The organism is Duganella sp. HH101 (genome assembly GCF_001758795.1).
In the GTDB taxonomy this organism is placed as follows: domain Bacteria; phylum Pseudomonadota; class Gammaproteobacteria; order Burkholderiales; family Burkholderiaceae_D; genus Rugamonas; species Rugamonas rivuli.
Window position 1 is genome coordinate 22,640 of the sequence record NZ_LRON01000015.1, and the last position, 12,646, is coordinate 35,285.

Consider the following 12,646-nt stretch of genomic DNA (forward strand, 5'->3'; position numbering starts at 1 on the left):
CTGTCGGGGGCATGCCAAGCTGCCGTATGATATCGCTATCAAACATGTATATGACCGCCCCCTCATGATCAAGACTGCAGCGAACAAGAGCCGCGCCAGCGGCCGCATCACTTTGGCGATGGTGGCCGAGCGCGCCGGCGTGGCGACCATGACCGCCTCGCGCGCCATCACCCAGCCGGACATGGTGTCGCAGGCGCTGCGCGACCGCGTGGAGCAGGCCGTCACCGAGCTGGGCTACGTGCCCAACCGCGCCGCCCGCGCGCTGGCCTCGTCGCAGTCGAAGGTGATCGCGGTGCTGGTGCCGTCGCTGTCGAACGCGGTGTTCACCGAAGTGCTGGCCGGCGTCCAGGATGCGCTCGACGCCGACGACTACCAGATCCTGATCGGCAACACCCGCTACTCCGACAAGGAAGAGGAAAAGCTGATCGGCACCTACCTGCAATCGAACCCCGACGGCATGCTGCTCTCGGGTCTGAGCCACAGCCCGCGCGTGCAGCAGATCCTGACCAACTCCCGCGTGCCGGTGGTGTCGATGATGGACATGTCCACCGACCCGGCGCAGCTGACGGTGGGCTTCTCGCAATTCCAGGCCGGCCACGCGATGACGCGCTACCTGATCGAAAAAGGCCACAAGCGCATCGGCTTCATGGGCGCCCAGCTGGACGAGCGCACGCTGCGCCGCGCCGAAGGCTACCGCCGGGCGATGCTGGACGCCGGCCTGGCCGACACCAAGCTGGAAGTGATGGTGGGCGAGCCCTCGACCATCGCGCTGGGCGCCGAGCTGGTGGGCCGCATGCTGGCGCAGGCGCCCGATTGCGACGCCATCTTCTGCTGCAACGACGACCTGGCCCACGGCGCCATCTACCAGTGCCAGCGGCGCGGCATCGCGGTGCCGTCGCAGCTGGCCATCTGCGGCTTCAACGATCTGCCGGCCTCGGCGTGGATGAATCCCTCGCTGACCACCATCGGCACGCCGCGCTACCGCATCGGCTTCGAGGCCGCCAGGCTGCTGCGCGCGGTGATCAAAGGCGAAGAGCCGGCCAACCGGCAGATCGACCTGGGCTTCACGCTGATGGCGCGCGAAAGCGCTTGAGTAACGCCTGAGGAGCCGCACCGCTGCTGCGTCGCAGCATCAATTCCGGTTTACAAATTCCGCCAAAGCCGTACACTGAGCCCACTATTGTTAGCGCTATCATCATGCAAACACCCCTGACCTGGCGCGAAAAGATCGGCTACGGCGTCGCCGATATGGGTTTCAATTTTTATTGGACCAATATCGCCACCTTCCTGCTGATCTTCTACACCGACGTCTTCGGCATCTCGGCCGCGGCGGCGGCGTCCATGGTCTTCACCATCAAGATCGTCAACGCCTTCACCGATCCGCTGATCGGCGCCGCCGCCGACCGCACCGTCACCCGCCACGGCAAGTTCCGCCCTTACCTGATATGGCTTCCCGTGCCGCTGGCCTGCGCCGCCCTGCTCACCTACACCACGCCCGATCTGGCGGACGGCGGCAAACTGGCCTGGGCCTATGGCACCTATCTGCTGATGATGGTCTGCTACACCTGCATCAACATCCCGTACAACGCCTTGTCCGGCGTGCTCTCCGCCGATCCGCAGGAACGCGCCACCGTCAACAGCCTGCGCTTCATCTTCGCCTTCGCCGGCGGCACGCTGGTGACGGCGGCCACGCCGGCGCTGGTGCGCTGGCTGGGCGGCGGCAACGAGCAGCTGGGCTGGCAACTGACGATGCTGGCGTGGGGCGTGCTGGCCTCGGCCCTGTTCGTGCTGACCTTCCTGAACACGCGCGAGCGCATCGCACCACCCGCCGCGCAAAAGACCAGGGTGTGGCAAGACCTGCGCGACCTGTCGCAGAACCGGCCGTGGATGGTGCTGTTCTTCCTGGCGCTGATCATCATGATCACCATCACGCTGCGCACCACCAGCGCGGCCTACTACTTCAAGTACGTGGTGGGCAGGCCTGAGCTGATGCAGGGTTTCGTGCCGGCCTATATGATCTCGGCCGCCGCAGGCGCCGCGCTGACGCCGTTCCTGACGCGCCACATCGACAAGAAGCAGCTGATGATGCTGCTGATGAGCGCCACCGCCCTGCTGTCGCTGGCCTTCTTCTTCGTCGGCCGCGAGCAGGTAGAACTGATGTTCGCGCTGCAGATCGCCACCGGCCTGGTGCTCGGCCCGAAATCGCCGCTGGCCTTTTCGATGTACGCCGACACCGCCGACTACAACGAATGGCGCACCGGCCGCCGTGCCACCGCCATGACCTTCGCCGCCGCCACCTTCTCGCAAAAGCTGGGCACCGCCGTCGCCGTGGCGGTCATCGGCTGGCTGTTCACACGGCTCGGCTACGTCGCCAACGTGGCACAGTCGTCCGGCTCGCAGGCCGGCATCGTGTGGCTGATGTCATTGATACCGGCGGCGTTCGCGCTGCTGGCCGTCGCCGCCATGTTCTTCTATAACCTCGACAACGCCAGGCTGGTACAGATCCAGACGGATCTGGCCGCGCGCAACAAACCATGATGGAGATCGCTTGATGCTACGCCCCACCCACGACGGCGACCGCTACGAACTGACCAGCCCCACGGCGATGCCGCGCGCGGCGGGCTTCCTGTGGAACCGCAGGATGATGATACAAGTGACGTGCCGCGGCTACGCCACTGCGCAGTTCATGCAGCCGGAGCCCGCCAAATATGCGCACGCGCCCAACCTGGAGGCCAAGACCTTCATGCAGCCGGAGCAGAACTACTACGCGCATCATCCGGGCCGCTTCTTCTACATCAAGGACGAGGACAGCGGCCAACTGTTCTCCGCGCCGTACGAACCGGTACGCGCGCCGGTGGACGCTTTCGCTTTCTCGGTCGGCAAAAGCGACATCGCCTGGACCGTCGAGCACCTGGGCGTGCGCGTCGAACTGACATTGAGCCTGCCCACCGACGACGTGGCGGAACTGTGGTCGCTGCGCGTGACCGACCTGTCCGGCCGGCCACGCCGGCTGAGCGTCTACCCCTACTTCCCGATCGGCTACATGTCGTGGATGAACCAGTCCGCCGAATACCGTGGGGACCTCGGCGGCGTGGTGGCCAGCAGCGTAGCGCCATACCAGAAGGTGGCCGACTACTTCAAGCAGAAGGACTTCAAGGACAAGACCTACTTCCTGTGCGAGGAAGCGCCGCAGGCATGGGAAGCGCAGCAGTATGCCTTCGAAGGCGAAGGCGGCCTGCATCATCCCTCCGCCATCCAGGCCGAGCACCTGTCCAACAGCGACGCGCGCTACGAAACGCCGACCGCCGCCGTGCAGTACCGCCTGGCGCTGGCCGCCAACGCGTCGCACGACTACCGCTTCCTGTTCGGCCCCGCCTTCGACGACGCCGAGATCGCGGCCATGCGCGCCAAGTACCTGAGCGCAGCCGCCTTCGACGCAGCCCGCAGCGACTACGCCGCCTACATCGCGCAAGGACGCGGATGCCTGCATATCGAAACGCCGGATAAGGAACTGGACAACTTCGTCAACCACTGGCTGCCGCGCCAGGTGTTCTACCACGGCGACGTCAACCGCCTCAGCACCGATCCGCAGACCCGCAACTACCTGCAGGACAATATGGGTATGAGCTTCATCCAGCCCGGCGTGATGCGGGCCGCCTTCCTGCACGCGCTGTCGCAGCAGGAAGCCAGCGGCGCCATGCCGGACGGGATACTGCTGGCCGAAGGCGCCGAACTCAAATACATCAACCAGGTGCCGCACACCGACCATTGCGTGTGGCTGCCGGTGGCGCTCAAGGTCTACCTCGACGAGACCAACGACTACGCCATCCTCGACGAGGAAGTCGTCGGCCATGAAAGCGGCGTCGCCATCACCGTCTCCGAGCGCGTGAGCAGCGCCATGGACTGGCTGCTGCACGCGCGCGACCAGCGCGGCCTGAGCTACATCGCGCAAGGCGACTGGTGCGATCCGATGAACATGGTCGGCTACAAGGGGCGCGGCGTATCCGGCTGGCTGACCGTGGCCACGGCCTACGCGCTGAACCTGTGGGCCGACATCTGCGACCGGCACGGCGGCAGCACCTCGCTGACGGAGAGCGCAAAACACTTCCGCGCCGGCGCCAAGGCCGTCAACCGCGCCGCCAACGAACACCTGTGGGATGGCGGCTGGTACGCACGCGGCATCACCGACGACAACGTCGCCTTCGGCATCAGCAAGGACGTGGAAGGCCGCATCTGGCTCAACCCGCAGGCCTGGGCCATCCTCGGCGGCACGGCCGGCGAGACGCAGCGCGCCGCCATGCTGGAGCAGGTGGAGCAGCAGCTGGCGACACCCTACGGCGTGGCCATGTTCGCGCCGCCGTACAGCGCCATGCGCGACGATGTCGGCCGCGTCACGCAGAAGCATCCCGGCTCGGCGGAGAACGGCGCGGTCTACAACCACGCCGCCGTGTTCTACATCTACAGCCTGTACACCATCGGCGAAGGCGACCGCGCCTACAAGCTGCTGCGACAGATGTTGCCTGGGCCGGACGAAAACGATTACCTACAGCGCGGCCAACTGCCGGTCTTCATCCCCAACTACTATCGCGGCGCCTGGCATCAGTACCCGCGCACCGCCGGCCGCTCCAGCCAGTTGTTCAACACCGGCACGGTGTCCTGGGCCTACCGCTGCTTCATCGAAGGCCTGTGCGGCCTGCAAGGCGATGGCGACGGGCTGCGCATCGCGCCGCAATTGCCGAAGGAATGGGATCGCATCAAAGTTACGCGCACCTTCCGGGGCGCGACCTTCAAGCTGTCCATACAACGCGCGGACGTCGCCGAAACACAGGCCTGGAGCGAAGGTAAACGTTTGACCGATGCGCGTGTTAGCGGTATCGTCGCAGGTGGAGTGCACGCGCTGGACGTATTGATCCCGCGTTGAACGATCAATTCAAATTAAAAGGACACGGTAATCGTATGAAGAAGCGTCTCTGGCTGTCACTGGCACTGGTTTATCCCCTCATGTTGGCCCACGCTGCGGACGACAAGCGCCCGTGGCTGGACAGCGCGCAATCGCCGGACGCTCGCGCCGTGCAGCTGGTCGCCGCGATGACGCTGGACGAAAAAATCCAGACCGTGTTCGCCTACTTCTCCACCGAGTTCGCACCGAAGAAGTTCGCGCCGCCGAAGGAAGGCCGCCCCGATTCGGCCGGCTACGTGCCGGGCATCGCCCGCCTCGGCCTGCCGCCGCAATACCAGTCGGACGCCGGCGTCGGCGTGGCCACGCAGGCCGTTTCAAAGAAGCCGTACGAGCGCACCTCCCTGCCCTCCGGCCTGGCCACCGCCGCCACCTGGAATCCCAAGCTGGCCTTTGCCGGCGGCGCGATGATAGGCGGCGAGGCGCGCAGCACCGGCTTCAACTTCCTGCTGGCCGGCGGCGTCAACCTGATGCGCGAGCCGCGCAATGGCCGCAACTTCGAATACGGCGGAGAAGATCCGCTGCTGGCCGGCGTGATGGTCGGCGAGCAGATACGCGGCATCCAGTCCAACCACGTGGTCTCCACGGTCAAGCACTACGCCTTCAACGACCAGGAGACCAACCGCAATCACGTCAACGTCAAGATCGCCGACGCGGCGGGCCGCATGTCCGACCTGCTGGCCTTGCAGATCGCGATCGAGCGCGGCCAGCCTGGCGCCGTGATGTGCGCCTACAACCGCGTCAACGGCGCCTATGCCTGCGAGAGCGACTACCTGCTGAACCAAGTGCTGAAGCAGGACTGGGCGTATCCGGGCTTCGTCATGTCCGACTGGGGCGCCACCCACTCCACCATTCCGGCCGCGCTGACCGGCCTCGATCAACAGTCCGGCCATCCGTTCGACAAGGCGGCCTACTTCAACGAAGGCTTGAAGGAAGCGGTGGTCAACGGCCACGTGCCGCAGGCCCGCCTGGACGACATGGTCAAGCGCATCGCGCGCGCCATGTTCGCCAACGGCCTGGTCGAGCACCCGGTCGCGGCGCCCACATCGGCCGGCGCCGGCATCGACTTCGCCGCCAACGGCAAGGTGACGCAGGCCGACGCCGAAGAAGCCATCGTGCTGCTGAAGAACCAGAACAACCTGCTGCCGCTCGATGCCAGCGTGCGCACCATCGCCATCATCGGCGGCCATGCGGATGTGGGCGTGCTGTCCGGCGGCGGCTCCGCGCAGGTGTATCCGGTCGGCGGTTCGCCGGTCGCCAACGAAGGCCCGGCGCACTTCCCAGGCCCGATGATCTATCACCGTTCGTCGCCGATGCAGCAGTTGACGGCGCTGACCAAGGCGCGCGTGGTCTACCATGACGGCAAGGATGCCGCGGCAGCCGCGAAGCTGGCCGCGTCCAGCGATGTCGCCATCGTGTTCGGCAACCAGTGGATGGGCGAGAGCATCGACGCGCCCGACCTCAACCTGCCAGGCCAGCAGGATGCGCTGATCGCCGCCGTGGCCAAGGCCAATCCGAAAACCGTGGTGGTGCTGCAGACCGGCGGACCGGTGGCGATGCCGTGGCTGGACAAGGTGGGCGCGGTGCTGGAGGCCTGGTATCCCGGCACCAGCGGCGGCGCGGCGATTGCACGCGTCATCAGCGGCGAAGTCAATCCGTCGGGCCGCCTGCCCGCCACCTTCCCCGCCTCGCTGGCCCAGCTGCCGCGCCCCGCGATCGACGGCGACGCCAAGACCAAGGACGAGAACATCATCGAGAAGGTCGCCACCGACTACGACATCGAAGGCGCGGCCGTCGGCTACAAATGGTTCGACCTGAAAGGACACAAGCCGCTGTTCCCGTTCGGCCACGGGCTGTCGTACACCAGCTTCGCGTACTCGGAGCTGAGCGCCAGGGCGGCGGGCAGCGGCGTGGAAGTGAGCTACACCACCCGGAACACCGGCAAGCGCGATGGCAAGGCCGTGGGCCAGGTGTATGTGTCACCGGTGGCCGGCGGCTGGGAAGCGCCCAAGCGCCTGGGCGGCTGGGACAAGGTCGAGCTGAAGCCCGGCGCCAGCGGAAAGTCCACGCTGCGCATCGATCCGCGCCTGCTGGGCATGTACGACAGCGCCAGCAAGACCTGGAAGATCGCCGCCGGCGACTACGTGGTGACGCTGGCCGAATCGGCCGGCGCAGCACCGGCCGCCAGCGTCAAACTGCATCTGGAAGCGCAGACCGTCAACGTCAACGGCCGCTGATGCGGCGGGTTCGGGGGAGCGTCAATCCTGTGGCGCCGAAGCGGCCAGCAATGGCGCGGTCCCCTGGCGGAATATGCGCTTGACGGTGGCGTCGTCGAAGTACCTGGCGTACAGCGCCGGCACCACCTCGTCGATCACCATGCTGCGTATCGCGCCCGCATAGCGCGCCCGCGCTCCGGCGCTGACCGTCTTCCTCGACAGGTAAATGCCGGTGAAGCGGGCGCTCGATTCCGGCATGGGGATCACCGACGGAGCGGCCTTGAAACGGCGGCTCTTCAGATGCCTGGCGTAGATCGGCGGCGTGGCCAGGGTGCCGTCGGCGCGACCCATTTCCAGTTTGCCGAACACCGTGTCGAAATCGTTGACCACCTCCAGCCTGCCGGCAGCGGCCAGCAGCGCCAGCTGGGCTTCGACGGCAGGGTCGTAGGTCATTCCGCGCGTGACGTTCAGCCTTCCGCTGCCGCGCGCGACAAAATCGGTCAGGCTCGTGTAGTGCTGGCCGGCCGGCTCGGACAAGATCAAGTCGTATTGAAGATAGGCGTATGGCAGGAAGCTGGCGTAGGCGTCGCGCTCCGGCGTGCGCAGCGCCGCCAGCGTCATGTCGATGCGCCCGGCCTCCAGCTCGACGAACAGGCGCTGTCGCGGATACCAGATGAATTCGAAACGACAGCCGGTTCTGCGCGCCAGCTCCTTGGCCACATCAACCGAAATCCCGCGTATTTCCCCGGCCTCGCGGAAGGAGGTGTAGCCAAGGTCGCTGAACCCGACCCGGGTCAGCGCCGGACAAGGCTCCTGCGCATGGGCGGCGGCAAGGCCGAGCCACAAGCCTGCGATCGCGAATATCCGATTGCGCATCCAGTGTCTCATCATGGGCCCATGTTTTGCTGTGACGTCGAGTGTAGCCTAGCTTGCAGCGCTTGCGCAATCCGGCGCGGCGATCCGGCGGAGCGCCGTACACTGACGCCTGGACTATCTGGAGACCACCATGCAATTCGCCAAACATGCGGAACTGCAGCGCGCGCTGGCCGACGCCGCGCCAGACATCGTTGCGCCGCCTTTAACGCTGACCGCCGCAGTGCCCGCGCCCATGTCTGCCGAGCAGATCGCCGACACGCATCTGAACATCGTGCGCCACAAGGACAGCGGCTGCATCCAGTTCGTGTTCCCGGTCCAGCGCATGCAGCTGATGGCTGGCGCCGCCGCCGGCCATGGCAACTGGATCGTGCAGGCCGCCCTGCGCGTGAAGGAGCGCATGACGCAGCAAATGATCGAGACCATCGAAGCCCACAACAAGCAGGAAGGCTTGCTAAGCCTGCGCCACGGCTGGCGCCAGCCCGCCACCGCAGCCGAACTGGCCGCCTCGCGCGGACGCAAGGTGCTGTTGTTCGTGCACGGCGTATTCAGCTCCATCGAAGGCGCCTTCGCCGACCTCGATGCGGACGGCACCATGCAGCAACTGCTGGCGCGCTACAACGGCCAGGTCTACGGCTACAACCATTGGACCATCGCCAAGACGCCGCAGCAGAACGCGCTGGACCTGCTGTCGCACCTGCCGGCCGATGCGGGGTGGGATGTCGACATCGTCTGCCACAGCCGCGGCGGATTGACGGTGCGCTCGCTGCTGTCGGCCGCGCCGCACGCGGAAGACGGCGTGCTGGCCGCCATCGCCGCGCAGCGCGCGGGCCGTATCGCCAAGGTGGGCAAGGTGTTCTTTGTCGCGGCGGCCAATCAGGGTTCGCCACTGGCGTCGCCCGAAGACATCCAGAACTTCCTCAACACCACGGCGATGCTGGCCTCCTTCAGCGGCGGCATGGCGCTGGACCTGGTGATCGGGCTGGCGCGGATGATGGTCTCGCTGGGCTTCTCGCGCCCCAGCGTGCAGGCGCTGGCGACCGGTTCAACGCTGATCGGACAGCTGAACCGCAGCGACACGCTGCTGACCAGCGCCAGCATCTACTATGCGCGCGCCGACTTCGACTTCGGCAAGTCGGCGCTGGAACGGACCGGCGCGCTGATCAACCGCCTGCTGCTGGAAGCCGACAACGACGTGGTGGTGCCCTACACCAGCGTGCTGCTGCCGGAGGCCCAACCGGTCGACGAGCGCATGCTGAGCTTCGGCACGCCGCAGCAGAAACAATCCAAGATCTGGCATACCGAATTTTTCAAGCAAGCGCCGATGCGTGATTTTCTGAAGCGCGCCGTCTCGCCATAAACAGGGCAACTCCGAGGACCGCTCCTCTTGCACAAGCGGATATGTCGTTGATAAATAATTATAAATATAATATTATCATTATTTCAACCTCACCTCTGGAGCTGGCATGATGACCCGCCGTTTTGCAACAACTGCGATCGCCCTGGCGTTCGCCTCACTGACCACCGCAAGCGCAGCGTACGCCGCCGACACCGCTTGCAAGGTCAACTGTTTTGAAAAGCGCTGGGTATATTTTGGCGGCGACATCACCTCGGTTGGCACCCGCCAGAAACTGATCGACGTCATCCACAGGGCTGCGGTACTGGGATACAACGGCATCGCACTCAACACCTCCGGCCACAGTCCCTACGAGGCCATGTTGAAGCCTGCCCTGGATCCGAGTTTCATTTCAAGTTTCAATGAGATAGTGAGCGCGGCCAAAGCCAACGGCATTGAACTGATACCGGTCAGCGGAGGCATGCATATCCCGGGCTACGTGAAGCCGCAACTGATCGAGGCGATACCGACGACGACGCCTTTTATTGTCAAGGGCGGCCAGGCAACGCCGGTCGGTGCGTCGCTGCTCCCAGCGGGCGGCGGGAGTTTCGAAAGCACTGACGCCTTATGGGGCATAGACGCCACCGTCAGCTACGACAACTCCGAGGCCCATACCGGTTCGCAGTCGATCAAGTTTGCTCAACCCGTGTCCGGCGGGCAGGCCCGACTCTATCGCGCCTTCCGCAACCTGCGCAAGAACGCCGCCTATCGAATGACATATTCGGTGAAGGCAGCGAACTACGACACCCGCTTCAGGATCATGATCACGGACGACGGCGGCATGCCGGTCTACCAGAATGCGTCGGCTGATCTGGGCTGGTCCAGTGTAGGCGGCGGCTGGGCGACTGATCGGAATAACTTGCCGCTGCCATCGGCGGGATGGGCAAACTACAACCTGGATTTCAACACCGGTGATTCCGACATCATAAAGTTGTACATCGGCTCGTGGTCCGCCAGCGAAACGCGAACCGGCAATGTCTGGATCGACGACATCGACATCAAGGAGATCGGGCTGGCGCATACGATACGCCGCGATCCAGACTTGGGGCCGATATTGCCGGTGGAGGTGTATTCGAAAGACCGAACCATCAAATATGAAGAGGGCGTGGACTACGAGGTCAAGGTCGAAAAGCTGACACTGCCGCAAACGACGAAAATCAAGGAAGGCCAGGAACTGTACGTGTTGTGGTATCAGTCCGCAGAAAACATGATGACAAAGACTGCTACGCCTGCCAGCGCCTGCTACCCTGAATATTTCAACATTCAGAAACAGAATTTCAACAACATCCGTGGTTTGCTGGGAGAGGCAAATTCTTCCAAGTACTTCATCTACTACGACGAAAACCGCGTATTCAACTGGGATCCGACCTGCCCGACCAAGCGTGAATCGGCTGGCGACTACCTGGCATACAACTTCAAGACCTACCAGGACGCCCTGTTAAAAGAGCATCCGGGCCTGGACCTGTATGTCTGGCACGATATGTTCGATCCCAATTCGAACGCGATAGACAAGTACTGGCAGGTCCATGGCAGCCTGAAGGATTCGCATAAAGGCTTGAATACCACCACTACCGTCGTCAACTGGACTGATTCAATGCCGGGCAAACAAAATCCGGTAGCGTCTTTAACGTTCTTCAGCAAACTATCCGTGAAGCAGATCATTGCCGGCTACTACGATGACAGCAGCTCGCAAATGACGGAGGTGAAGGCATGGATGGATGCCCTGGATACGGCGCAGCAGCAAGGCGTAACCGGGGTTAACGGCTTCATGTACACCACCTTCAAGGGCAATGACGGCTACGGCGATCTTGAGGCCGTCACCAGGTACCTGAAGGAGCGGCCTGGCAGCCGCTGGCCTCAATAAACACCGGCATCACGCTGATTTGCGCCGGCGCCTGGCGTTTTTGGGGTCGGCGATCAGCGGCCGGTAGATTTCGACGCGGTCGTGTTCGCGCAGCACGGTGTCCAGCGTCTTCTTCTTGGCGTAGATACCGACCTGCATCGTCGCCAGGTCGATCTCCGGCGCCTCCTGCAGCACGCCGCTGATGGCGATGGCCTGCTCGATGGTGGTGCCGGCCGGTACGCTCAGCGCGCGCAGGAACTGCACCGCGTCGCTGGCGTAGCAGACTTCGATGTTGAAGGTGTCAGCCGCCATACACCGTTTCCGCCCGTTTGCAGAAGGAATCGACCATGCTGTTGGCGATCATGCCGAACACCGGTCCCACCAGCTGCGCCAGCAAGGCGCTGGAGAACTCGTAGTGCAGGTCCAGCTCGATCTTGCAGGCATCCTCGCGCAGCGCCTTGAAGGTCCACACGCCGTCCAGGCACTTGAAAGGACCGTCCACCAGCTTCATCTTGATCGCGGTCGACGGCGTGTTTTCATTGCAGGTGGTGAAGCTCTGACGCACGCCGTGGTAGTTGATGCCGACGCTGGCCGTGACCGCATTGCCGTCCCGTTCGCGGATTTCCACACCACCGCACCACGGCAGAAACTGGGGATAGTCCTCGATCGCCGCGACCAGATCGAACATCTGTTGGGCGCTATATCCGAGGAAAACTGATTTGTGCACTACTGCCATAGTCGAACCATTTGCTATGATGTTGAATTATTCGCGTTTCTGTGCGCGAAGCAGTAGTTTAACCGATAGCATCCCATGACCATAGCCGATAACAAAAAAGCCTTTTTTGACTACTTCATTGAAGACCGCTACGAAGCCGGTATCGTTCTTGAAGGCTGGGAAGTCAAAGCCATCCGCGACGCCCGCGTGCAGATCAAGGAAGCCTACGTCACCATCAAGGGCGACGAGCTGTACCTGTTCGGCGCGCACATCAGCGCCTTGCCCACCGCTTCCACCCACATTTCCCCGGAAGCCATCCGCACCCGCAAGCTGTTGCTGCACCGCAAGGAGATGGACAAGCTGATCGGCAAGGTCGAGCGTTCCGGCTACACGCTGGTGCCGCTGAACCTGCATTACAAGGGCGGCCGCGTCAAATGTGAAATCGGCCTCGCCAAGGGCAAGAAAATGCACGATAAGCGTGCCACCGAGAAAGACCGCGACGGCAAGCGCGAAGTGGCCGCCGCCATGAAGACCAATCGCCGCTGAAAAACGCCCCCGCTCTGTTGCGCGCCCTGTACAAAACCCGGTCCCGTACCGGGTTTTTTATCGCCCATTGAGTTTCTAATTAGAAACTACCATGCTAAAC

10 protein-coding genes are annotated in these 12,646 nt (G+C 63.7%); 7 read left to right on the forward strand and 3 right to left on the reverse strand.

The genetic code is table 11. The annotated features are described in order from the left end of the window. The first annotated feature begins 64 nt into the window (after positions 1-64). The 4 genes from DUGA2_RS21800 to DUGA2_RS21815 all read left to right on the forward strand — a co-directional run bounded on the left by DUGA2_RS21800 (position 65) and on the right by DUGA2_RS21815 (position 7,194). Positions 65-1,093, forward strand: coding sequence for a LacI family DNA-binding transcriptional regulator (locus tag DUGA2_RS21800; protein WP_070271578.1), 1,029 nt, complete (start codon positions 65-67; stop codon positions 1,091-1,093). A gap of 104 nt (positions 1,094-1,197) precedes the next feature. Further along, positions 1,198-2,538, forward strand: a complete 1,341-nt coding sequence (locus DUGA2_RS21805; protein WP_070271579.1) for an MFS transporter — start codon at positions 1,198-1,200, stop codon at positions 2,536-2,538. Positions 2,539-2,551: 13 nt separating this feature from the next. Next, positions 2,552-4,921: a GH36-type glycosyl hydrolase domain-containing protein gene (locus DUGA2_RS21810; RefSeq protein ID WP_070271691.1), complete on the forward strand. Its 2,370-nt coding sequence runs from the start codon at positions 2,552-2,554 to the stop codon at positions 4,919-4,921. A gap of 35 nt (positions 4,922-4,956) precedes the next feature. After that, positions 4,957-7,194 carry a beta-glucosidase gene (locus tag DUGA2_RS21815; RefSeq protein WP_070271580.1) on the forward strand — a complete coding sequence of 746 codons (2,238 nt, stop codon included), beginning with the start codon at positions 4,957-4,959 and terminating at the stop codon, positions 7,192-7,194. A gap of 21 nt (positions 7,195-7,215) precedes the next feature. On the opposite strand, the gene DUGA2_RS21820 is transcribed toward DUGA2_RS21815, so the two are convergent. After that, positions 7,216-8,049 (reverse strand): ABC transporter substrate-binding protein, encoded by an 834-nt coding sequence (locus DUGA2_RS21820; RefSeq protein WP_168167814.1) that lies wholly within the window; start codon positions 8,047-8,049, stop codon positions 7,216-7,218. 130 nt (positions 8,050-8,179) lie between these two features. Here DUGA2_RS21820 and DUGA2_RS21825 point away from each other — a divergent pair, with 130 nt between their 5' ends. Both DUGA2_RS21825 and DUGA2_RS21830 read left to right on the forward strand, forming a co-directional pair. Then, a complete protein-coding gene (locus DUGA2_RS21825) occupies positions 8,180-9,406 on the forward strand; it encodes a hypothetical protein (RefSeq protein ID WP_070271581.1) in 1,227 nt (408 codons plus the stop codon). A gap of 106 nt (positions 9,407-9,512) precedes the next feature. Further along, on the forward strand, positions 9,513-11,306 hold the full coding sequence (locus DUGA2_RS21830) for a hypothetical protein (protein WP_070271582.1): 1,794 nt from the start codon (positions 9,513-9,515) through the stop codon (positions 11,304-11,306). Positions 11,307-11,315: 9 nt separating this feature from the next. On the opposite strand, the gene DUGA2_RS21835 is transcribed toward DUGA2_RS21830, so the two are convergent. Beyond that, positions 11,316-11,597 carry an RnfH family protein gene (locus DUGA2_RS21835; protein WP_070271583.1) on the reverse strand — a complete coding sequence of 94 codons (282 nt, stop codon included), beginning with the start codon at positions 11,595-11,597 and terminating at the stop codon, positions 11,316-11,318. Beyond that, positions 11,587-12,021 (reverse strand): type II toxin-antitoxin system RatA family toxin, encoded by a 435-nt coding sequence (locus tag DUGA2_RS21840; RefSeq protein ID WP_070271584.1) that lies wholly within the window; start codon positions 12,019-12,021, stop codon positions 11,587-11,589. The genes DUGA2_RS21835 and DUGA2_RS21840 overlap by 11 nt, the downstream gene beginning before the upstream one ends. 75 nt (positions 12,022-12,096) lie before the next feature. On the opposite strand from DUGA2_RS21840, the gene smpB reads away from it, so the two are divergent. Next, entirely contained in the window at positions 12,097-12,546 is a 450-nt protein-coding gene (gene smpB / locus DUGA2_RS21845; RefSeq protein ID WP_008449233.1) for an SsrA-binding protein SmpB, read from the forward strand. The last annotated feature ends 100 nt before the right edge of the window (positions 12,547-12,646 follow it).

Coding starts and splice junctions, on each gene's coding strand:
- DUGA2_RS21800 (WP_070271578.1), top strand. CDS start 65: ATGATCAAGACTGCAGCGAACAAGAGCCGCGCCAGCGGCCGCATCACT.
- DUGA2_RS21805 (WP_070271579.1), top strand. CDS start 1,198: ATGCAAACACCCCTGACCTGGCGCGAAAAGATCGGCTACGGCGTCGCC.
- DUGA2_RS21810 (WP_070271691.1), top strand. CDS start 2,552: ATGCTACGCCCCACCCACGACGGCGACCGCTACGAACTGACCAGCCCC.
- DUGA2_RS21815 (WP_070271580.1), top strand. CDS start 4,957: ATGAAGAAGCGTCTCTGGCTGTCACTGGCACTGGTTTATCCCCTCATG.
- DUGA2_RS21820 (WP_168167814.1), bottom strand. CDS start 8,049: ATGCGCAATCGGATATTCGCGATCGCAGGCTTGTGGCTCGGCCTTGCC.
- DUGA2_RS21825 (WP_070271581.1), top strand. CDS start 8,180: ATGCAATTCGCCAAACATGCGGAACTGCAGCGCGCGCTGGCCGACGCC.
- DUGA2_RS21830 (WP_070271582.1), top strand. CDS start 9,513: ATGATGACCCGCCGTTTTGCAACAACTGCGATCGCCCTGGCGTTCGCC.
- DUGA2_RS21835 (WP_070271583.1), bottom strand. CDS start 11,597: ATGGCGGCTGACACCTTCAACATCGAAGTCTGCTACGCCAGCGACGCG.
- DUGA2_RS21840 (WP_070271584.1), bottom strand. CDS start 12,021: ATGGCAGTAGTGCACAAATCAGTTTTCCTCGGATATAGCGCCCAACAG.
- smpB (WP_008449233.1), top strand. CDS start 12,097: ATGACCATAGCCGATAACAAAAAAGCCTTTTTTGACTACTTCATTGAA.